At 57.8% G+C, this 20,751-nt stretch carries 17 protein-coding genes; 13 read left to right on the top strand and 4 right to left on the bottom strand.

Features of this window, described 5'->3' with window-relative positions; genetic code table 11:
• Nucleotides 1–45: 45 nt before the first annotated feature.
• The 6 genes from ACR0NZ_RS06130 (at nucleotide 46) to ACR0NZ_RS06105 (ending at nucleotide 6,517) form a co-directional block, all read left to right on the top strand.
• Nucleotides 46–1,290, top strand: a complete 1,245-nt coding sequence (locus ACR0NZ_RS06130; RefSeq protein WP_480517547.1) for a sarcosine oxidase subunit beta family protein — start codon at nucleotides 46–48, stop codon at nucleotides 1,288–1,290.
• A 75-nt stretch (nucleotides 1,291–1,365) separates the two neighbouring features.
• Nucleotides 1,366–1,695 (top strand): sarcosine oxidase subunit delta, encoded by a 330-nt coding sequence (locus ACR0NZ_RS06125; protein WP_480473438.1) that lies wholly within the window; start codon nucleotides 1,366–1,368, stop codon nucleotides 1,693–1,695.
• Nucleotides 1,696–1,762: 67 nt separating this feature from the next.
• Nucleotides 1,763–4,777: a sarcosine oxidase subunit alpha family protein gene (locus ACR0NZ_RS06120; protein ID WP_480517545.1), complete on the top strand. Its 3,015-nt coding sequence runs from the start codon at nucleotides 1,763–1,765 to the stop codon at nucleotides 4,775–4,777.
• The gene (locus ACR0NZ_RS06115) at nucleotides 4,770–5,336 is read left to right on the top strand and encodes a sarcosine oxidase subunit gamma (protein ID WP_480517543.1); all 567 of its coding nucleotides are present in this window, start codon (nucleotides 4,770–4,772) and stop codon (nucleotides 5,334–5,336) included. Before ACR0NZ_RS06120 ends, ACR0NZ_RS06115 begins: the two co-directional genes overlap by 8 nt.
• A 237-nt stretch (nucleotides 5,337–5,573) precedes the next feature.
• A complete protein-coding gene (locus tag ACR0NZ_RS06110) occupies nucleotides 5,574–6,056 on the top strand; it encodes a hypothetical protein (protein WP_480517541.1) in 483 nt (160 codons plus the stop codon).
• A 14-nt stretch (nucleotides 6,057–6,070) separates the two neighbouring features.
• Complete coding sequence (locus tag ACR0NZ_RS06105; RefSeq protein WP_480517539.1) at nucleotides 6,071–6,517, top strand: hypothetical protein; 447 nt, start codon at nucleotides 6,071–6,073, stop codon at nucleotides 6,515–6,517.
• Nucleotides 6,518–6,550: 33 nt separating this feature from the next.
• On the opposite strand, the gene ACR0NZ_RS06100 is transcribed toward ACR0NZ_RS06105, so the two are convergent.
• Nucleotides 6,551–7,312, bottom strand: coding sequence for an FkbM family methyltransferase (locus tag ACR0NZ_RS06100; RefSeq protein ID WP_480517537.1), 762 nt, complete (start codon nucleotides 7,310–7,312; stop codon nucleotides 6,551–6,553).
• Between the two features lie 100 nt (nucleotides 7,313–7,412).
• Between ACR0NZ_RS06100 and ACR0NZ_RS06095 the strand changes: the two genes are divergently transcribed.
• Both ACR0NZ_RS06095 and ACR0NZ_RS06090 read left to right on the top strand, forming a co-directional pair.
• Complete coding sequence (locus ACR0NZ_RS06095; RefSeq protein ID WP_170704218.1) at nucleotides 7,413–8,012, top strand: superoxide dismutase; 600 nt, start codon at nucleotides 7,413–7,415, stop codon at nucleotides 8,010–8,012.
• A gap of 4 nt (nucleotides 8,013–8,016) precedes the next feature.
• A complete protein-coding gene (locus tag ACR0NZ_RS06090) occupies nucleotides 8,017–8,895 on the top strand; it encodes a metallophosphoesterase (protein ID WP_480517535.1) in 879 nt (292 codons plus the stop codon).
• Between the two features lie 104 nt (nucleotides 8,896–8,999).
• Here the strand turns inward: ACR0NZ_RS06090 and ACR0NZ_RS06085 are convergent, their stop codons facing one another.
• Nucleotides 9,000–9,551: an LOG family protein gene (locus ACR0NZ_RS06085; protein ID WP_480517533.1), complete on the bottom strand. Its 552-nt coding sequence runs from the start codon at nucleotides 9,549–9,551 to the stop codon at nucleotides 9,000–9,002.
• Between the two features lie 127 nt (nucleotides 9,552–9,678).
• Here ACR0NZ_RS06085 and ACR0NZ_RS06080 point away from each other — a divergent pair, with 127 nt between their 5' ends.
• From ACR0NZ_RS06080 to ACR0NZ_RS06070, 3 genes are read left to right on the top strand one after another with little or no spacing between them, the layout of a single operon-like run.
• Nucleotides 9,679–11,058 carry a LysM peptidoglycan-binding domain-containing protein gene (locus ACR0NZ_RS06080; RefSeq protein ID WP_480517531.1) on the top strand — a complete coding sequence of 460 codons (1,380 nt, stop codon included), beginning with the start codon at nucleotides 9,679–9,681 and terminating at the stop codon, nucleotides 11,056–11,058.
• A gap of 58 nt (nucleotides 11,059–11,116) precedes the next feature.
• On the top strand, nucleotides 11,117–12,940 hold the full coding sequence (locus tag ACR0NZ_RS06075) for an ABCB family ABC transporter ATP-binding protein/permease (protein WP_480492940.1): 1,824 nt from the start codon (nucleotides 11,117–11,119) through the stop codon (nucleotides 12,938–12,940).
• 58 nt (nucleotides 12,941–12,998) lie between these two features.
• A complete protein-coding gene (locus ACR0NZ_RS06070; RefSeq protein WP_480473428.1) occupies nucleotides 12,999–13,397 on the top strand; it encodes a DUF2147 domain-containing protein in 399 nt (132 codons plus the stop codon).
• Nucleotides 13,398–13,440: 43 nt separating this feature from the next.
• On the opposite strand, the gene ACR0NZ_RS06065 is transcribed toward ACR0NZ_RS06070, so the two are convergent.
• Both ACR0NZ_RS06065 and ACR0NZ_RS06060 read right to left on the bottom strand, forming a co-directional pair.
• On the bottom strand, nucleotides 13,441–17,220 hold the full coding sequence (locus ACR0NZ_RS06065; RefSeq protein ID WP_480517529.1) for an efflux RND transporter permease subunit: 3,780 nt from the start codon (nucleotides 17,218–17,220) through the stop codon (nucleotides 13,441–13,443).
• Nucleotides 17,217–18,443 (bottom strand): efflux RND transporter periplasmic adaptor subunit, encoded by a 1,227-nt coding sequence (locus tag ACR0NZ_RS06060; RefSeq protein ID WP_480517527.1) that lies wholly within the window; start codon nucleotides 18,441–18,443, stop codon nucleotides 17,217–17,219. The genes ACR0NZ_RS06065 and ACR0NZ_RS06060 overlap by 4 nt, the downstream gene beginning before the upstream one ends.
• A 225-nt stretch (nucleotides 18,444–18,668) precedes the next feature.
• On the opposite strand from ACR0NZ_RS06060, the gene ACR0NZ_RS06055 reads away from it, so the two are divergent.
• On the top strand, nucleotides 18,669–19,340 hold the full coding sequence (locus tag ACR0NZ_RS06055) for a hypothetical protein (protein WP_480517525.1): 672 nt from the start codon (nucleotides 18,669–18,671) through the stop codon (nucleotides 19,338–19,340).
• A 44-nt stretch (nucleotides 19,341–19,384) separates the two neighbouring features.
• Nucleotides 19,385–20,707, top strand: coding sequence for a PQQ-like beta-propeller repeat protein (locus ACR0NZ_RS06050; protein WP_480473424.1), 1,323 nt, complete (start codon nucleotides 19,385–19,387; stop codon nucleotides 20,705–20,707).
• The last annotated feature ends 44 nt before the right edge of the window (nucleotides 20,708–20,751 follow it).

The raw sequence follows: 20,751 nt of genomic DNA, 5'->3' as shown, positions 1-20,751 counted from the left end.
GCGCGGCATATCTGCGCGCAATCACCGAACCGGATGGATTCGCTTATGAAACACTACTCAGCCTTTGCTGTCGCGCGGGAGGCCCTGCGCTATCACACCGGATGGGAACGCGCTTGGCGTTCGCCCGAGCCCAAGAAACGTTATGACGTCATCATCATCGGTGCTGGCGGGCATGGTCTTGCGACCGCGTATTACCTTGGCAAGAACTACGGCATTCAGAATGTCGCGGTGATCGAAAAAGGCTGGCTGGGTGGTGGCAACACAGGTCGAAACACAACGATCATCCGATCGAATTACCTGCAGGACCCTTCGGCGGCGATCTATGAAAAGGCGCGTGGCCTATACGAGGATCTGAGCCAGGATCTGAACTACAACATCATGTTCAGCCCGCGTGGCGTGATGATGCTGGCGCAGACCCAGCACGAGATTCGCGGTTACCAGCGAACCGCACACGCTAACGCCCTGCAGGGTGTAAAGACCGAATGGATCACCCCCGAACGTGTCAAGGAACTGGTGCCAATCATCAACCTGGACGGCCCCCGCTATCCGGTTCTAGGGGCGCTGTGGCAGGAACGCGGCGGTACTGCCCGTCACGATGCCGTCGCGTGGGGCTATGCGCGCGCCTGTTCAGCCATGGGTATGGACATCATCCAGCAATGCGAAGTCACGGGTGTCCGATCTCAGGATGGCCGTGTCGTCGGCGTAGACACCACCAAGGGTGCCATCGATTGTGACAAGCTGGGTATCGTCGTTGCGGGCCACTCCGGTCAACTGGCCGAGATGGCGGGCTTCCGCCTCCCGCTGGAAGCCATTGCATTGCAGGCGCTGGTATCCGAGCCGATCAAACCCTGCATGGATGTGGTTGTCATGGCCAATACCGTGCACGGCTACATGTCGCAGTCCGACAAGGGCGAGATGGTGATCGGGGGGGGGACCGACGGGTTCAACAACTTCACCCAGCGCGGCAGTTTCCATCATATCGAGGAAACCGTCCGCGCCTTGGTCGAAACCTTCCCGATGATTTCACGCCTCAAGATGCTGCGCCAGTGGGGCGGTATCGTCGACATGACCGGTGACCGCTCACCTATCCTGTCGAAAACTCCGCTGGGCGGGTGCTTTATCAACTGCGGCTGGGGCACCGGCGGTTTCAAGGCGATTCCCGGGTCCGGCTGGGGCATGGCACAGCTGATGGCCACAGGTCATTCGCCGTTGACCGAGGCCTTCTCGCTGGACCGCTTCAAGGAAGGCCGCTTCATCGACGAAAGCGTGGCCGCCGGGGTGGCACACTGAAGGTGGTTCCGAGGTTGCCAAATAACAGAATTCCGGTTGGCCGCTGCGCCAACCAACCGCCAAAAGGATGACAACATGCTGATCCTGAATTGCCCTTACTGCGGCGTTGATGCCGAAGAAACCGAACTGGCCGCCGGTGGCGAGGCGCATCTGAAGCGTTTTGGTCCCGGCTCGTCGGATGACGAGTTCCACGACTACCTGTTCATGCGCGAAAACCCCAAGGGCGTGCACTTTGAACGCTGGCGCCATGCCAATGGCTGCGGCAAGTGGTTTCATGCGGCACGCTGCACAAGCACGCTGGAAGTGTTCGGCACTTACACGGCTCAGACCTCTGAGCCGCCGCAGGACATCAAAGAGGCCATCGCCGCAAAGCGCCCTGGATGGACCTGGAGAGAGTTCTCCTGATGCTTCATCTTTTCAAAAATACTCCCGCCGGAGGCTCCGACGCCTCCACCCGCGAAAGGTCCGCACAATGAGCACCCGTCTCGCAAAACAAGGCCGGCTGATTGATCGGTCGAAAAAGGTCACGTTTACCTTCAATGGAACTTCGATGCAGGGCTATGAGGGCGACACGCTTGCCTCGGCACTGCTGGCCAACGATCAGATGATGATGGGCCGGTCGTTCAAGTACCACCGCCCCCGCGGTGTCGTTGCAAGCGGCGCCGAAGAGCCGAACGCCCTGGTCGGGCTGGGGCAGGGCAACCGGTTTGAACCGAACCAGCGCGCCACCACGACCGAGTTGTTCAACGGTCTGACTGCGATTTCGCAAAACCATTGGCCTAACTTGGACTTTGATATTGGGGCAGTGAATACAGCCTTTGCCCGGTTCCTGCCGGCTGGCTTCTACTACAAGATGTTCATCCACCCCAAACCGTTCTGGAAGCATGTCTACGAGCCGTTCATCCGTCAGTCTGCCGGTCTGGGCAAAGCGCCCGACAAGGACAGCCGCGATGCCGATACCTATGAGCACTTCTATGCCTTCACCGATGTTCTGGTCATCGGTGGCGGCGTGGCTGGCCTACAGGCGGCAAAGGCGGCAGCAGCTTCGGGTGCCAAGGTTCTGCTGATTGAGCAGAGCGCACATTGGGGCGGTCGCGCTCCGGTTGACGGCGGCACGGTCAATGATGAGCCTGTGGATAAGTTCGTGGAGCAATTGGTTTCCGAACTCGAAACAATGGACAACGTCACCATGCGCTCCCGCTGCATGGGTGCGGGCGTATATGACCATGGTTACGTGCTGGGCTATGAACGCCTGACAGACCACACGCCGGGCGTGCAAGGCCCGCGCCACCGCCTCTGGCGTATCCGTGCCAAGCAAATTGTGACTGCAACCGGCGCAATTGAACGCCCGTTGTCCTTTGCTGGTAACGATGTTCCGGGTGTGATGCTGGCTTCTGCTATGCGCGATTATGCCGTGAACTGGGGTGTCACCCCGGGCGAGCGTGTCATCGTCGCCACCAACAATGACGACGCCTATCGCACCGCGATTACGCTGAAGCAAGCGGGTGTGGATGTTTTGCGTATTGTTGACGCACGGGCAACGGCTGGACCTTTGGCAGAGGAAGCCCGCCAGTTGGGGATCCGCGTTGATCCGGGCAAGGCCATTGCCAAGGTCAAGGGCGGCAAGCGCGTCAAAAAAGTCGCCATCTGCAACCAGGAAGGTGTTGGCGGCGCACGTGAAGAGGTTGAAGCAGATGCAGTGGCCATGTCGGGCGGCTGGTCGCCGGTCGTTCATATGTGGTCTCATTGCGGTGGCAAGCTGACCTGGGATGACGCGAATGCCTTTTTCCGCCCCGATCCCTCGCGCCCGCCGCTGGGCGCAAACGGTGAGGGCTTTGTTCTGGCCGCCGGGGCATCGAATGGTGCGTTGGCGCTGGGCGATGTTCTGACCGACGCCCACACGGCGGGAAAAGCCGCAGCCAAGGCCGCAGGTTTCAAGCCGAAAAACATCAAGGCTCCTGTTGGCGAAACCACTGCAGAAGCTCCTATGGAGGCTGTCTGGCTGATGCCAGCAAACGCAGAAATCCAGCTGCGCATGAAATCCTGGCTCGACTTCCAGAATGACGTCAAAGTCTCGGACGTCCAACTGGCTGCGCGCGAGGGCTATGAGAGCGTTGAGCACACCAAGCGTTACACCACACTTGGTATGGCGACGGATCAGGGTAAGTTGAGCAACATCAATGGCTTGGCAATTCTTGCTGATGCGTTGGAGTCCGAAATCCCGAAGGTCGGCACCACGACCTTCCGCCCGCCTTATACACCCATCTCGATGGGCGCAATCGGCGGTGAAGCGCGGGGTGAAGTGTTCCAGCCGATCCGACAGACACCAATGCACAACTGGCACGACAAGAACGGCGCCGATTGGGAGCCGGTCGGCCACTGGCGCCGGACCTACGCCTATGTCCGTCCCGGTGAATCCGTGCATGACGCCGTGAACCGTGAGGTGAAGAACACCCGCGAAAACCTTGGCCTGCTGGACGCCTCGACGTTGGGCAAGCTGATCGTCAAAGGCCCTGACGCAGGCAAGTTTCTGGACATGTTGTACACCAACATGATGTCCACGCTGAAGGTCGGAAAATGCCGCTATGGCCTGATGTGCTCGGAAAACGGCTTTCTGATCGACGACGGCGTGGTCGCACGCATCGATGAGGACACATGGCTGTGCCACACCACCACCGGCGGTGCCGAGCGTATCCATGGTCACATGGAAGAATGGCTACAAACCGAATGGTGGGACTGGAAAGTCTATGTCGCCAACGTGACCGAGCAATATGCTCAGGTCGCTGTAGTCGGCCCGAACGCCCGCAAGGTTCTAGAAAAGTTGGGCGGCATGGACGTAAGCCGCGAGACGCTGCCCTTTATGGAATGGCGAGATGGCAAGATCGGCGTGTTCGACTGCCGCGCCTATCGCATCTCGTTCTCGGGCGAGTTGTCCTACGAGATCGCCGTTCCCGCCTCGCAGGGTCAGGCGTTCTGGGATGCCCTGATGGAAGCAGGCAAGGAATTCGGTGTGATGCCTTACGGCACCGAATGTCTGCACATTCTTCGGGCCGAGAAGGGCTTTATCATGATCGGCGACGAAACCGACGGCACCGTGATCCCGCAGGATCTGGGGCTCCACTGGGCACTGTCGAAAAAGAAAGAAGACTACCTTGGCAAACGCGCCCATTCGCGCAGCCATATGGCCGACCCAGAGCGTTGGAAACTGGTCGGGCTTGAGACTGTGGATGGTTCTGTTCTGCCTGATGGCGCATATGCAGTGGGCGAGGGTGTAAATGCCAATGGTCAGCGCAACATGATCGGGCGTGTCACTTCGACCTATTTCTCAGCGAACCTTGGCAAAGGGATCGCTATGGGCCTGATCAAGCACGGCCCGGACCGGATGGGTGAAATCGTCGAGTTCCCGGGCACCGACGGCAAAACGTACAAAGCCAAGATCGTGGACCCGATCTTCTTCGACAAGGACGGGGAGAAGCAGAATGTCTGAACCCATCAGCGCATTGAACCACGCCAGCTATGATGGCATCGCTAATGTCAGGGAATGTGGCCTGCAAGGCATGATCACCCTGCGCGGCGACTTGTCCGACAAAAGCCTCGCCAAGGCCGTCAAGGACGCGACTGGGCAGAATGTGCCCGGTCAGCGCGCGGCGCTGGTCAGCGGCGATACCGGCGTATGCTGGATGTCACCAGACGAGCTGCTGGTGCTGGTCCCTTATGCCGAGGTCGAGGCCAAACTGGCCGCAATGATCAAAGCTTTGGGAAAAACTCACGCACTGGCCGTCAACGTCTCGGATGCCCGCGCGGTCTTCACGATATCAGGCGCCAGCGCACGAGAAGTGTTGGGCAAAGTCGCTCCGGTTGATCTGTCGACCGAGGCCTTCCAACCCGGCCAAATCCGCCGCTCGCGCCTGGCGCAAGTGGCAGGTGCGTTCTGGATGGACGATGCCGAAACCTTCCGCGTGGTCTGCTTCCGTTCGGCTGCGGATTACGTTTTCAAACTGCTGAAGGTTGCGGCGCAACCGGGCAGTGAGGTTGGCGTTTACTGACCAAAACTATTGCGCGTTAGAATTGAACCGTTCGCGATATGCGGGCGGTTTTTTCACGCTTACAGCCTACCATACAAAATCTGTAAGTTAGTGCTTTCCGTTGGTTCAGTGTTGAATTTGTGAGCGTCACACTCATAATCAGAGAAAGTTAACTAAAACTCGCGTATTGCATGTGGACAGCCTGAACTCTAAGTGTTTTTAAGCTAATCAAAAAAGTATACAGGAGTTTGACGTTTAATGAATTTTATCAAGGCAGTCGCATTTTGCGCCTCGATCGTTATTGCATTCCCCGCAGTTGCTATTTCCGAAACGTACAAAGAAAGCTTTGAATGTAATTTTGGCAAAGGTATTGCTAATCGCCCGACCCCTGAGCGCGTGGTCTTCTCAATAGATAGGCTTGGCCGTTCAGCGTTGTTGCAGGAAGTAGACATCCCCAAGATTGACACCAAGTTCAGCACTGGTGAAGTGAAACGCGACTCCCCAAAAGTGCTTTTGATTGGATGGGGCGCACAGAATTATGTTTATACAGCCAGTGGGCGAACATACGCGACGAATGAATCGCGATACGATGCGATTGACCTGCTAAATTTAACATTTACGCTGAATCTGAATCGGAACACAATGAAAGCCATTGTTAAGTCTACCTCCACTTCCAGCTACCTGCCACGTGACGGCTTTGCGAAAGGCAAATGCAAAGTAATCGTGGTACCGGCCTCTTGAAACGTGGGATTGGTATGATGAAGCTTTCTGTTTTTGTTCTGATCGCGGGGATGTTTGCGGCGACTGCGCAGGCTGATGTCAAGAACTACGCATGTGATCTCCATAGCATTGAAGGAAGGGGATGGATTCCTCCCAAGGTTTATCTGAGTGTGGATAGCGAAAACAAACGCGCCCGAGCTTTCGATGGTGCAATACGCGCTTCGAATGAACTAGCAGGCATTTCCCCAGAAACCCCGGCTAACACGAAATTCAAAGTAACGCGAAATGGTGAATATCATTTGTCTTGGCACTTGACCCTACAGGCTAAAGTGTCGGGTAGCTACAGGGTTGCTTACACGGCAACATTCGATCCCAATACCAGCAACTTAAAGCTCCGCGCCAGTTTCCCGCAAGCGAACGCGTCAAACCGACCAAGCGGCAGCGGGGCGTGTAAGCCCGTCTCGTCGCCGAGTTTGTACTGAGAGGCAGATCGGTTGAATCTCTGTTCGAGGGTTTCAACCGGTTAGCAAAAAAGTTTTGAACCCGGAGAGTGCGGAGGCGTCGGTAAAGCACTGTGATCCGGTTCCGGTCGCTTCACTGGTTCGGCAGGTTGGGTAAAATGTAAGAAGCTCTGCCAATTCCTCCATACGATCCAACCGCGTCTTCGAATCCAACAGTCCCGCATGTGTTGAAAGATAAAGGGCTGGGCGCTGTTCCTTCAGCCATGGCACCAGCGTCGGCAGCACGGAAAATTCGGCACCTTCGATATCCATCTTCACCAAAGACACGGCGGACAGATCGTTCACTGCGGCGAACTGATCCCAGGCAATCGTCAGGGTATCGGTTCCGTGCGCGCCGTCGTGCAGAAGGGAGCTGGTAGAATCTCCGGGCTCTCCACGAACCGAGGCCATGCGGGCGACACCGAACTTATCCGACAGTGCGACACCCAAAGCGGAAACGTTATGAATGTCATTCAGGTCGAGGTTCCAAGCCAGGTGACGGAACGCTGTGGGGTCGGGCTCAAAGCACCAGACATGGCGTGCCTTACGCGCACCATAAAGAACTGTGGGCCCGATCCATGCGCCGATATCCAAGTAATCGTTTTCAGGCGAGAGATACTGGTCCATCACGGCAAAGGTTTCAGGCTCCCACTGGCCAGTGGAGGCTTTACGCCAGAACTTTGAATGATAAGGGTCCAGACGAAATGGCTCGCCGTTCAGGTTGCCCGCATAGTAACCGCGGGCGCGGTAGAACATCTTGCGCGCCTGTGTCAGCATCGCCTGCCTCCGGGTTTTCTTGTCTCGGCCCTTGACCTGCGGCGGCTGCCAAAGCATTTAACCTTGGGAACCGCAACTCAAATTTAAACAGGGGGCCGACATGGCTTTTGAACTTCCTGATCTTCCTTATGCACATGACGCGCTGGCAGCCAAGGGTATGTCCGCGGAAACACTGGAATATCACCACGATCTGCACCACAAAGCCTATGTCGACAATGGCAACAAGCTGATCGCCGGCACCGAATGGGACGGCAAGTCGCTGGAAGAGATCATCGTTGGCACCTACGACGCAAATGCCGTCGCGCAGAACGGTATCTTTAACAACATCAGCCAGCTGTGGAACCACAACCAGTTCTGGGAAATGATGGGCCCCGGCGACAACGCCATGCCCGGTGAGCTTGAGAAAGCTCTGACCGAAAGCTTTGGTTCGGTTGACGAATTCAAATCGCAGTTCAGTGCGGCAGGTGCCGGTCAGTTCGGCTCGGGCTGGGCGTGGCTGGTCAAGAACGCCGACGGCTCGTTGGCTGTGACCAAGACCGAGAATGGTGTGAATCCGCTGTGCTTTGGCCAAACCGCTCTGCTGGGTTGTGACGTTTGGGAACACTCATACTACATCGACTTCCGCAACAAGCGTCCGGCTTACCTGTCAAACTTCCTCGACAATCTGGTGAACTGGGAAAACGTCGCGTCGCGGATGTAATGAATTGAACCGACGCCGGTTCATAAAGGGCCTGCTGGCGGTGACGCTGGCAGGCCTAATCACATCAGTCTACGGGTTTTTTATCGAACCCGCCCTACGGCTGCGCGTGCGAAAATGGCGCGTCCGCCGAGAGGATTGGACTGCGCCACCGCTCAGGATTGCCGTACTGGCAGATTTGCATCTGGGCGAACCTTTGGTCGGGCTGGACCGAATAAAACAGGTGATACGGCGTACGAATGCGCTTGCGCCGGATATGATCCTGCTTCTGGGTGATTTCTTCGCAAGCCACAAAGGCGTTTTACGTCCTGTCGAAATGAACGATCTGGCACCGGTTCTTGCTAAGCTTGAGGCCAAGAACGGTGTCTTTGCGGTACTTGGCAATCACGACTGGTGGGATGACCGGCAGGCGCAGCGCCGTGGTGCTGGCCCCAACCGATATGTCGTTGCGCTGGAACAGAGCGGAATTACGGTTTTGTCGAATGCCGCCATCAAGCTAGAAGCTCTTGGTATCTGGTTGGCGGGTCTGGAAGATCAGCTTGCGATCTGGCGCAACGGTAAACCGCAGGGGCTGGATGATCTGTCGGGGACACTGGCGCAAATCACCGACGACGCCCCGGTTGTGATGATGGCGCATGAACCCGACATCTTCCCTCAAGTGCCCGACAGGGTGGCCTTGACGCTGTCCGGTCATACGCATGGCGGTCAGATCCGCCTGTTTGGCTGGTCGCCGATCGTGCCCTCTAAATACGGCAACAGATATGCCTATGGGCATGTGCGCGAAGGTGGGCGGGACCTGGTTGTTTCCGGCGGTATCGGATGTTCCATCCTTCCGGTTCGCTTTGGTGTGACCCCCGAGATCACGGTCATCGAACTGTCTGCCTAAAGGCTTGAGGCTTCGCCAAATCGACCAGCCCCATTTCTTACCCGCATATGTGCGGCAACGATGCACCGCAGCGTTCGGTCAAACACCTACGCGACCTGCCGGGTTTACCTCAGCTTGTCGCGCAGGGCTGTCATCGCTGTCTCCGCATCCTCAGCCCAGATAACAAAGTCGCCCAGTGACCGATCTGCAAATCCTTGGCCGATCACCTGGTGCAACAGGGTTTTCAACGCGTCCCAATAGCCGTTCACATTGACGATCACGATGGGTTTGGCGTGCAAGCCCAGCTGCCGCCAGGTCAGCGCTTCAAACAGCTCGTCCAGTGATCCTGGCCCACCGGGCAGGACCACGACGGCGTCAGAATTCATGATCATGACCTTTTTCCGCTCGTGCATGGTTTCGGTGATCACGAAATGGGTCAGGTCGGTCTTGCCGACCTCTCGTTTGACCAGGTGTACCGGAATGACGCCAAAGGTCTCGCCACCGGCCTGTTGCGCGGCACGGGCAACTTCGCCCATCAGCCCGACATCCCCAGCGCCATAAACAAGTCGCCAGCCTTCCTGTGCAAGCAGGCTTCCAAACTGTCGTGCGGTTTCAGAATAAGCCTTCTCGGCCCCATTGCGTGACCCGCAATACACACAGACGGATTTCTGAGACATGAAAGAGAGGCTCCGGGGTTGTGTCAGAGGTTTTGACCCGTGATAGCGGGATTGATAGATTGGCTCAACTGTCCGCTGGAAGGCTTTTGAAGACAAAGCTTTTGTACGGTGGGGTGAAAGGAAAACAATGGACGCCAAATCGGGAAACGGAAGCTCGGGCAATTTTGTCTGGGGTGTGATTGCGGGTCTGGTCGCCGTGCTGGGCGTTGGGGGTGTGTATCTGTCCGGCGCTTTCACCAAAGCGCCAGAGCCTGAGGCGGGCGCACCGCAGGAACCCGCATCTGTTACGGCCACACAGCCGCAGGAACAAGCGGCCGAAGCGCCCGCGGAAACCACCACAACAGAACCAGCTGAGCAGGCCGCCGTAACACCGGATGCGGCACCAACCGTTGAACCCGCTGAAGATACGGCTGCAGCGACAGATTTGGTTCCAGACACAGAACCTGCAGCGGCCCCGACGGAAGAGAATGCACCGGCACCCGTGGCCCCCTCGGTTTTGGATCAGATTTTTGTTGAAGCAGACGGAACGGCGCTTTTGTCAGGTGACGCCGAGCCGGGCAGCCAGATTGAGGTTCTGCTGAACGGTGAAACCGTGCACACATTCACGGTGGACAGCAGCGGGCAATTCGCCGAGTTTGTCTCGATCCCCTTCAGCGATTCCGCGCAGGGACTAGTCCTGCACAGCAAAAGCAGCGGGCAAACAACCCGGTCTGATGACTATCTGATCGCCGCCCTGCCCAAGCCGGTGGAAGAAGAGCCGGTTGCGCAGCAAACTGATGATGCCGATCAGGGCGAAACAGCCGAGAGTGATGAACAAATAGCCGCTGCAGTGGTCGACCCAGAGACCGAAACTCCTGCTGAGACCGAAACATCAGACCCTGTAGCGACCGCGCCGGATACCGGCGAAACGCAGGTTGCCGACGAAGCAGTAGAGACAACTGAAACTGGTCAGCAGATCGCGGTACTGCGGTCGGGCGAAGAAGGCGTTGAGCTCGTGCAGCCGCCCGTGGTTCGGGATACCCCGCCGGAACAGGTCGCGCTGGATACCATCGGGTATTCTGAAACCGGTGATGTCCAGTTGACCGGGCGAGTACAGGACGGCGCGGCCATCAGGGTGTATCTGGACAATCGTCTGGTTGCCGACCTCGCTCCGGAACAGGATGGATCCTGGCGGAGTGATCTGGACGGCATCGACCCCGGTGTTTACACGTTGCGTGTTGACGCGGTGAACACGGACGGGAAGGTCCTCAGCCGGGTCGAAACCCCCTTCAAGCGCGAGCCTGTTGAAGTTTTGGAAGCAGCATCAGGTGGCGGTGACGGAACGGCGGCGCAGGACACCCCGGCAATCCGGTCGGTCACTGTGCAGCGGGGCGACACGCTGTGGGCGATCTCGCGTGACCGCTTTGGCGATGGCATCCTGTATGTGCGCCTGTTCGAAGCCAACCGCGACTTGATCCGCGACCCGGATCTGATCTATCCGGGGCAAATCTTTACGATACCGGAATAATCAACGCGCTGGCCCGTCGCGGGCCAGAGCCTTTCTCTGACCGCAGACAAGGTACGTGATGAGACGAACATCTCCGATGGCCTCGAATGACGGGGTGCAGAGCGGCGGGCGCAGTTCAGGCTGGCGCACAATCCGCAAGGTTGCGCCCTACCTCTGGCCGCAGGACGAGGTTTGGGTAAAGCGCCGCGTGGTTATTGCCATGGCGATGCTGGTTCTGGCCAAACTGATCGCGGTTTATACACCGATCCTTTACAAAGGCGCCGTTGACTCATTGGCAGGTGAAGGCGTGCCGCCGCTAGCGCTGGGCGCAGTGGGTGTGACGGTTGCCTACGGCGTGGCGCGCATGATGACGGTTGGGTTCCAGCAATTGCGGGACGCCGCCTTTGCCCCTGTTGGACAGCGGGCCTTGCGGGCGCTGGCGCTGGAGACGTTCCGACATATCCATAACCTGTCCATGCGCTATCACGTCTCGCGCCGCACCGGCGGGCTGAGCCGTATCATCGAGAGGGGCGTCAAAGGCGTGGAATTCCTGCTGCGCTTCCTGCTGTTCTCAATCGGGCCGCTGATCCTTGAGCTGTTGCTGGTTGCGATCATACTGATGTGGTTGTTCGACGTCTGGTATCTGGTGGTCGTCGCCGTCACCATAGGCCTATATATCTGGTTCACTTTTGCCGTGACCGAATGGCGGGTAAAGCTGCGGCGTGAGATGAACGATCAGGACACCGAAGCCAATCAGCGCGCCATTGACAGTTTGCTGAACTTCGAAACCGTCAAGTATTTCAACGCGGAATCCCGCGAAACTGCACGTTACGACGTGTCGATGAAAGCCTATGCCGGGGCGGCGCTGAAAACCGCCTATTCGCTGGCGTTCTTGAATTTTGGCCAATCCTTCCTGATCACCTGCGGCCTGATCGGAGTCATGGTTCTGGCCGCAATTGGCGTTCAGAATGGAAACCTGACCGTGGGCGATTTTGTCATGGTCAACGCGTATATGATCCAGATTACCGTTCCATTGAACTTCCTGGGGACGGTCTATCGCGAGATCAGGCAATCGCTGGTTGATATGGGGCAGATGTTTGATCTGCTCGAACAACCCGCCGAAGTCATAGATCACCCCGATGCACCCGACCTTGCGGTCAATGGTGGCGAGGTCACACTTGAAGATGTGCATTTTGGTTATGACCCTGAAAGGGAAATCCTCAAGGGTGTTTCCTTGACGGTTCCAGCCGGACAGACGGTCGCGATCGTAGGGGCGACGGGGTCTGGAAAATCGACCATCGGGCGGCTGTTGTTCCGGTTTTATGACGTGACCAAAGGCGCGCTGAAGATCGACGGGCAGGATGTTCGGGATGTGACCCAAACCAGCCTGCATGCCGCGATCGGCGTTGTGCCACAGGATACGGTGCTGTTTAACGACACCATTCGCTACAACATTGCGTATGGGCGCGACGATGCCACCCCGGAGGATGTCGAGGCCGCAGCCCGTGCCGCCCAGATTCATGACTTCATCACTTCGCTGCCTGACGGATACGACACCATGGTGGGTGAGCGCGGCTTGAAACTGTCCGGCGGCGAAAAGCAACGGGTTGGCATCGCGCGGACATTGCTGAAGAACCCCCCGATCCTGTTGCTGGACGAGGCGACCTCGGCCCTGGATACCGACACGGAACAGGATATCAAGGATGCGCTGGCGCGCGCTGGGGAAGGGCGGACCGTGATCACGATTGCCCATCGCCTCAGCACCATTGCCGAGGCTGATCGGATCGTGGTTCTGGAAGCTGGCGAGATCATCGAACAGGGCACCCATGACGAGCTGTTGGCGCGGTCCGGGCGATATGCTCAACTGTGGAACCGCCAGCAATCCGACAGTGAGGCCGCGTGAGGGGCTCATCTTGCCCTGCGGAATGTGCTAGGATGCGCCATGCATGAGGGTGGATGCCATGATCAATGGATTAGCAAGACGTTTAGTATCTGTAGCCGTTGTGGTTCTTCTCCCGGCTATGGTCGCAGCTGACCCGATTGAGGGCGTGTGGAAGACCGAACCTGATCGAAAGAACCTGATCTCGCATATCCAGATATCCGCCTGCGCGGACAAGTTCTGCGGCACGATACTTTCGGCTTTTGATTCTTCCGGCAAAGAAGTTCAAACGCCGAATATCGGGAAAAAGCTGTTCTGGGACGTGTCGAGCGAAGGCGGCGGAAAATACGGCGGGGGTGAGTTCTGGGTTCCCCTGATCGACGTTGATGCTGTTCCGCAGATGACGTTGCAGGGTGACAAGCTCATGGTCAAAGGCTGTGAACATTCGATTTGCGCGCACCAGACCTGGTCCCGACTGTGACGACAGAAAACGAAAAGGACCGGAAATCCCGGTCCTTTCATTCTTATTCTGCGGCTTTTAGCGGCGATCCAGGAATTTGATCCGTGGGCTCGTCTTGCAAACCGGTCTCGGATTGGTGCGGCTCATCCCACACAATCTCGGTCGCCTGTAGTTTGCGGGCCGAGCGACCAATAGCCATGTCCTGCGCGATCTTACTGGACCGCCCCGCGGTCATACGGGCAAGCCCGCGGCTGAGCCAGACAGCGTAAGTCGTTACCCATACACGCAGCGCCAGAAGCGACGGCGTCACGATCAGGGTGAGAACAGTGGCGATGCCAAGACCAAAGACAACCGCTGTGGCCAGCTGTTTCCACCACAGAGCGGTGGGACTGTCGATGGAATAGCCGCCATTGATAAAGTCCAGCGAAAGCCCAAACATCATTGGGGTCAGACCTGCCATCGTGGTCAACGTAGTCAGCAGAACCGGGCGGATACGCGATTCCGCGGTACGGACGATTGCCTCGATCCTTGGCATATAGGCGCTGTATTCCTGATAGGTATCGATCAGAACAATGTTGTTGTTCACCACAATTCCTGCCAGAGCAACGATACCGGTGCCGGTCATGATGATCGAGAAGGGTTGCTCCATCACGATCATGCCGATCAGAACCCCGGTGGTCGAAAGAACAACCGCCAACAGCACCAACACCGAATTGTAGAACGAGTTGAACTGGGCGAGCAGGATCACGAACATCAGCCCCAAAGCACCCATGAAGGCATTCACCAGAAATGCGCCGGATTCTTCCTGTTCTTCCTGATCACCGGTCCATTGCCAGCTGATCGAGTTGGCGAAGGGGCTGGTTTCCAGCCATTCGGTCAGTACTGCGATCCGCTCATTCGGGTTGATCAGGGCGAACTGCGCGTCTCCCGCGTCAATCACGCTACGTAGCTTGTCTATATTCTCTGCACCGGTCAGTTGAACCAGTTCGTAGGACTTTCCTACGTCGCCGTCCAACACGGTGCCGGTTGGAGTGTAGCCGTCGGTCACTTCGCGCATTATAGCCAGACGTTCTTCTTTCCCGTCCGGCCCTTTGGTCACAACCTTGCTCAGCCCCGGTTCAACATCCGCTTTGACGTCATAGTAACGTTGCTGGTCGACACGGTTGATCTGGGCCAGTTTGGCCACGGGTTCCCGGGTTACGAAGTTCGACAGCGGAACCAACCCGTCCGGAGTGCGGACCTTGAGCGTATCCAAAGTCGACAGCACGCGATCCTCTTCCGGCAATCGGACACGGATCTCGATCTCTTCATCCGTATTGTCTGGGCGCATCTCACCCAACAGGATGCCGCGTGTCACAAGCTGCACCATGGCACCAACAGTGGCTACATCAGCGCCGAACCGACCAGCTTTGGCCACGTCGACATCGATCTGCCAATCGATACCAGGCAGGGGCAGGGTATCTTCGGTTTTGATCAGCCCCGGCGTTTCGTCAAAGACCTGGCGCGCGGCGACGGTGGCCGATCTCAATTCGTCCCAACCGTCCCCCTTGATACGCAGGTGAACCGGTTTGGCCGAGGCCGGGCCCTGTTCCAATGCCAGGATTTCAACAACGATACCGGGTATTGTCGCCAGTTTGGCGTTAAGATCGCCGATTACATAATCGCCATCATATTCGGGTGCTACAAAGTGGCGCTCAAACAATCCCCACAAAGCGGATTCCGAAACGTTCGGACGATCTTCCCATGGGATAATTTCAAACTGGACCCGCCCCACCGTGTCCGCCGGTGCCTGCGCGCCGCCGGTATTCTGGTCAAGACCGCCTTCGCCGGCAAAGGAAAAGACGTTGATTACCGCCGGATGAGATCCAATGATCTGTTCGGCCTGCAGGACCATCTTGTCTTTTTCAGCCAGTGACAGGTTGCCACGGGCACGGACGTAAGCTGTTGCCTGTTCCGGTTCGCTTTCAACGAAAAATTCGACACCTCTTGATTCCTGTGGGAACCAGACGAAGGTCACAAAATACACGGCAGAGAAAACTGCCGCCAGCGACACGATCGGCATGATCGGGTTGCCGACAAGGAACCGGATCACATGCCCGAAAGGTGTGTGTTCGTCAGCGGTGTGGACGTGGTTTTCTTCCGCCCGTTCGAACTTGGCCGCGCTCAGTGTTACAGACCCAGCAAAGGCCCCGAACAGGAACAGCAGGGCACCAGCGACCACTCCTCCGGGCAGTAGATAGTCAGGGTTCAGAACCTGCATCGCACCCAAGAAGATCATATAAAGCGACGGGGGCACCATCACTGCCCGAACCCACCACCGGGTACGCGCACGGAGCCAGTTCGAAGACCGGTCGAAAACGCGGCTCAGACGCCCCGAAACACCGCCCATGACCGGCAGGTAGATCAGCGCCACAATCAGCGACGCCGACAGAACAAAGATCAGCGTGACGGGCAACATCCCCATGAATTCGCCCGGAACACCGGGCCAGAAGAGCATGGGCAGGAAGGCACATAGCGTCGTCGCGGTCGAGGATACGATGGGCCAGAACATGCGTTGGGCCGCCTCAACATAGGCATGCATCGGGCCGACGCCTTCCTTTATTCTCTTGTCAGCATATTCCACGACCACGATGGCACCGTCGACCAACATCCCTACGGCCAGAATGAGGCCGAACATCACAATGTTCGAGATACTGATGCCCATGACCGCCAGAAATGCGAAACACAGCAGGAATGAGGTCGGAATTGCAAAGCCCACCAAAAGCGCGGCCCGCGTACCCAAAGAGGCCAGAACCACGATCATCACCAGAGCGATTGCGGTCAGAACCGAGCCTTCAAGCTGGCTGACCATCGAACCGACAATGCGGCTCTGGTCGTTCGACGTTCCAAGCTCGACCGCGGCCTGAAGCTCGGGCGGCCATTTGGTCTTGGCCTGGGCTATGGTTTCTTTCACCTGCGTAACGGTGTCGATCAGGTTATAGCCCTTGCGTTTGACAACTTGCAGCGCGACGGTCGCCTCGCCGTTGAAGCGGGCGGTACCTTCGCGATCTTCAAATGTGTAGTTGATCTGCGCAAGCTCACCCAGCGTTACAACCCGGTCGCCATTGACCTTGATCGGCAAGCCATAAACATCCTGCGCCGTTTTGAACGACGATGGAATCTTGACCGAGAATGTACCCTGCGCAGTTTCGACCTCGCCTGCCGCGATCAGCTGGTTATTGTTTCGCACGACATTGATCAGCTCGTCTGCGGTCACGTTGTATGCTTCAAGCCGCAATGGGTCGATAACGACCTCAAGCAACTCGTCACGATTGCCCGCGATACCCGCTTCGAGAACGGAATCCAGCGCCTCAAGCTCGTCCTGCAAATCCTTGGCGACACGGGCCATTGTGCGTTCCGGAACGGCACCGGTCAGATTGACGATGACGATCGGGAACTCGGAAAAGTTGATTTCCGTCAGCGAGTATTGTTCCGCACCTTCGGGAAAATCAGCCTGGGCCGTGTTCATGGCATCGCGCACGTCCGCCATGATCGAGGTCTTGTCCCAGCCAAATTCAAACTCCAGCGCGACCCCGGCATAACCTTCGGCCGCAGTCGACGTCATTTCCTTGAGCCCGTCGAGATCCGCCAGTTCGGTCTCCATCGGCTTGACCAAAAGGTTTTCTGAGTCTTCCGCTGAAATCCCGGGAAACTGCACCGAAACGAAAAGGGCAGGGATTTCGATATCCGGCTCACCCTCTTTCGGAAGCGAGACATAGGCAAAGCCGCCTACGACCAGCGAAATGGCGATGAACGCCATTACCATTCGGGCCCTGCCTGCGGCCCATGCGACGATACCCGTCATTGCGAGGCTTCCCGATAAGTTGGTGCAACGGTAACACCGCGGATCACGAATTCCTGCCCGACCACAATGATATCAACCGTTTCCGGCAAGCCATCGATCCAGACACCTTCGGCTGTGTCGCGCAAAATGCGGACCGGCATGAAATCAACCACATTGCCTGCACCAACTGTGCGCACACCCAATTGACCTTCGTTGCTGAGTGTCAGCGCCGATTGCGGCAGCAGGTGGGCTTTCGTACCTTCAGCCGCGATGAGGATGGTGGCTGTCTGACCGTCGCGAATGGTCAAGTCGGGGTTCGGAACGGTGATTTCCACCTCGAATGTACGTGTTGTCTCGTCCGCTGACCGGCTGAGGAACGTGACCCGACCGCCCAATTGCCGACCGGTCACAAGCGTTGCCGAAGCCTCGGACCCGACAAGCACCCGGTTGACCTCGGTCTCGGGAACGAAGCCGACCAGCTTGATCGGGTCCAGTTGAATGACAGTCGCGCAAAGCGATCCGGGTTGCATTAGGCTGCCCAGTTCCGCGGTGTCGCTTTCCAGCAAACCTTTGAAGGGGGCTTTGATGGTCAGGCGGCCAATCTCTCGCTGTGCGGCCTCGACTGCTGCTGCGGCGGCTTCGATGCCCGCGCGCGTGGCCTCCAGCCCGGCTTCGGCGGATTTCACACCTGCTTTTGCAGAGCTCATCACAGCTTCGCTGGAAATCCGGCGGGTTTCCGACGCATATCCGGTTTCAGCCAGCTTGCGTGAGGCTGTCAGATTGATCTCGGCCTCGGCCACAAGCGCATGTGCCTCTATCAGGCGTGCTTCGGCTTCGGGAATGCGGCTTTGGGCTTCCAGCTTGCCCGCCATGGCCTCGGCCAGTTGTGCCGGGCGCGTGCCGGGGTCAAGTTCGCATAATATATCGCCCGCCTCAACAAACGCACCTTTGCGTTTGGGCTCAGAGACAACGGTGGACGTGGTTTCCGAAAGCACTTCGACCTGCCGGTTCGCCTTCGTCTGCCCGCGCAGCAGCACGGCGCTGTCAATTTCGCGCGCTTGCGAGCGCACGGCGACAACGCCCACTGCAGAGATATCGGAGTTTTCGGTTTCCGTGGCTTCGACTTGTGTTGCTTCCACGGCATCACCGCGTCCGGCAAAGGCGAACAAGGTGTCACGTTCAAACACCAGAAAATACAGTGCAACAATCACGAGAAGGGCGTTGATGAATGAAATCAAACGCATAAAGTGTTTCTCCTAAGAATCTGCGCCATTAATACTTGGGCTGTCACGCCATGAAATGGGGTCTGTTCGGCATCTTTTCCATACTGAACTGAATAGTTCGGTTTGCATTTTTTCGCAAGAGGGAAGCAAAGCGGTGAAAATGCGCATATTCGGACCCTTGGCTTGGCGTTGGTGCCGGGGTATGACATGGCGCACTAATACAAGATAGACAGCCCGGGGGCTTGGATGAGCGATATAGACAGTTTCATTGATGAGGTCACCGAAGAGGTGCGCCGTGACCGGATCTATCTGTTGCTGCGTCGCTGGGGCTGGGTGGGTGTCGTCGCCGTCGTGTTGATCGTCGGCGGTGCCGCTTTCAATGAATACCGCAAGGCGCGGGACACGGCGCAAGCTCAGCTATTGGGTGACACGATTCTTGCTGCATTGTCCGAAAATGACCCGGCGGCAAGGGCTGCTGGTCTTGCACAGACAGAGGCGATGTCACCGGGCGGGAAAGCCGTGCTGGACATGTTGTTGTCTGCGTCACAGGTCGAATCCGGATCCCGAGAAGACGCGGTCACCAGCCTGAACGCGGTTGCCGTTCAGGGCGACCTGCCCGAGATTTACCGCGCGATTGCAAGCTTCAAGTCGCTGCTGTTGCAAGGCGATACCTTGCCTGCCGCCGACCGGCGGCAACAGTTCGAGGCGTTGGCGGCCCCCGGAGCGCCGCTGCGGCTGCTGGCGGAAGAGCAGTTGGCCCTGATTGACGTGGCCGAGGGGAATGTCGATGCTGCGCTGGATCGATTTCAGGCGCTGCGGCAGGATGCAGAGGTTGGGATCGATCTGCAACAGCGCGCGGCGCAAATGATCATTGCTTTGGGTGGGGAACCTGAACCATTGGTGGCGCAGCAAGGCTGACCAGGCGGGACAAAAGACTTAACGACAGGCGAGTTCGGAATATCATGGTAACAAGATTTTTTTCCCGTACGGGATTGCCTTTTGCGGCTCTGGCCTTGACAGCACTGGCGGCCTGTGAGCCGCCCGAAGCCATTCTGCCCGGTGAACGCGAGGATATTCGCCCTGTTTCAGATCTGGAAACGGTCGAAAAGCGCGGCTCGCAACCGATCAGCCTGCCGGCGCAACAGGTCAACGCCAACTGGTCACAAAGTCCGGGAACGTCCGCATACCGAACCACGCATGCTGCTTTGCGCGCAACACCACAACGGATCTGGTCTGTTTCGATCGGGCAGGGCGACTCGCGCAAGCAACGCATAACTGCCGAGCCGGTGGTTGCGGGCGGATTGATCTTTACACTGGATTCAGGGGCGACGGTTTCAGCGGTCACCCAGCAGGGGCAGTTGGCATGGGAAACCGATCTGATCCCGCCAAGTGATGGCGACTCGGATGCAACAGGGGGTGGTTTGGCTTATGCCGACGGCGTCCTTTATGTGTCGTCAGGGTTCGGTCGGCTGACCGCGCTGGACGCCAAATCGGGTGCCGTGCGCTGGCAAAAACGCCTGGAAGCGACCGGCAGCGGCGCCCCGCTGGTGAATGATGGCCTGTTATACGTGGTGGCCGGAGACGAAACCGGCTGGGCTGTAAACACCAAGGACGGACGCATAGCCTGGCAATTCGAAGGCACACCCAGCGTCGGGAACGTTCTGGGTGCGCCTGCGCCTGCAATCGCATCTGATCTGGCGGTATTTGCCTTTGGCTCGGGTGACGTGGCGGCCACTTTCCGCCGCGGTGGTATCCGCCGCTGGAACGCGTCTGTTGCAGGGGGGCGTCGCGGGCGCGCCGCGGCGCAAATCGTCGATGTGACTGGCGGTCCGATGGTTGTCGGCAACAGTATCTACATCGGCAATCACTCGGGCCGGACCGTCGCATTTGATGCCGCTTCCGGTGAGCGCCGGTGGACAGCAGACGAAGGTGCGGTCGATACGGTCTGGCCTGCGGGCAACAGCATCTTCCTGATCAGTGATCGCAGCCAGCTGGTGCGTCTGAACGCGGCGGACGGGTCTGTCATCTGGGCGCAGGATCTGCCGGGCTTCGTCAAGGACAAGCGTGGCCGCCGGGGACCGATCTTTGCGCATTACGGCCCAATTCTGGCCGGGGGTCGTATTGTGGTTGCGTCCAACGACGGGTTTCTGCGGTTCTTCAATCCAGTTGACGGAACACTGGTTCATCAGGCTGAGGTTCCCGGAGGCGCGACAGCATCCCCTGTCGTGGCCGGGCAGACGCTGTATGTTGTTTCGACCAAAGGTGATCTACACGCTTTCCGTTGACGGCAAGATGCGTTAAAGGGCGCAACTTGAGTCTTGAAAGTAGA

This window comes from Ruegeria sp. AE3, from assembly GCF_056542225.1.
Note: the sequence above shows the minus strand (reverse complement) of the source record. Positions and strands in the feature narration are given on the sequence as shown.

What these genes read in the sequence shown, in the direction of transcription:
- ACR0NZ_RS06115 (WP_480517543.1), top strand. Translation starts at nt 4,770, where the DNA reads ATGTCTGAACCCATCAGCGCATTGAACCACGCCAGCTATGATGGCATC.
- ACR0NZ_RS06065 (WP_480517529.1), bottom strand. Translation starts at nt 17,220, where the DNA reads ATGACGGGTATCGTCGCATGGGCCGCAGGCAGGGCCCGAATGGTAATG.
- ACR0NZ_RS06095 (WP_170704218.1), top strand. Translation starts at nt 7,413, where the DNA reads ATGGCTTTTGAACTTCCTGATCTTCCTTATGCACATGACGCGCTGGCA.
- ACR0NZ_RS06125 (WP_480473438.1), top strand. Translation starts at nt 1,366, where the DNA reads ATGCTGATCCTGAATTGCCCTTACTGCGGCGTTGATGCCGAAGAAACC.
- ACR0NZ_RS06100 (WP_480517537.1), bottom strand. Translation starts at nt 7,312, where the DNA reads ATGCTGACACAGGCGCGCAAGATGTTCTACCGCGCCCGCGGTTACTAT.
- ACR0NZ_RS06070 (WP_480473428.1), top strand. Translation starts at nt 12,999, where the DNA reads ATGATCAATGGATTAGCAAGACGTTTAGTATCTGTAGCCGTTGTGGTT.
- ACR0NZ_RS06075 (WP_480492940.1), top strand. Translation starts at nt 11,117, where the DNA reads ATGAGACGAACATCTCCGATGGCCTCGAATGACGGGGTGCAGAGCGGC.
- ACR0NZ_RS06110 (WP_480517541.1), top strand. Translation starts at nt 5,574, where the DNA reads ATGAATTTTATCAAGGCAGTCGCATTTTGCGCCTCGATCGTTATTGCA.
- ACR0NZ_RS06120 (WP_480517545.1), top strand. Translation starts at nt 1,763, where the DNA reads ATGAGCACCCGTCTCGCAAAACAAGGCCGGCTGATTGATCGGTCGAAA.
- ACR0NZ_RS06130 (WP_480517547.1), top strand. Translation starts at nt 46, where the DNA reads ATGAAACACTACTCAGCCTTTGCTGTCGCGCGGGAGGCCCTGCGCTAT.
- ACR0NZ_RS06080 (WP_480517531.1), top strand. Translation starts at nt 9,679, where the DNA reads ATGGACGCCAAATCGGGAAACGGAAGCTCGGGCAATTTTGTCTGGGGT.
- ACR0NZ_RS06105 (WP_480517539.1), top strand. Translation starts at nt 6,071, where the DNA reads ATGATGAAGCTTTCTGTTTTTGTTCTGATCGCGGGGATGTTTGCGGCG.
- ACR0NZ_RS06085 (WP_480517533.1), bottom strand. Translation starts at nt 9,551, where the DNA reads ATGTCTCAGAAATCCGTCTGTGTGTATTGCGGGTCACGCAATGGGGCC.
- ACR0NZ_RS06055 (WP_480517525.1), top strand. Translation starts at nt 18,669, where the DNA reads ATGAGCGATATAGACAGTTTCATTGATGAGGTCACCGAAGAGGTGCGC.
- ACR0NZ_RS06050 (WP_480473424.1), top strand. Translation starts at nt 19,385, where the DNA reads ATGGTAACAAGATTTTTTTCCCGTACGGGATTGCCTTTTGCGGCTCTG.
- ACR0NZ_RS06060 (WP_480517527.1), bottom strand. Translation starts at nt 18,443, where the DNA reads ATGCGTTTGATTTCATTCATCAACGCCCTTCTCGTGATTGTTGCACTG.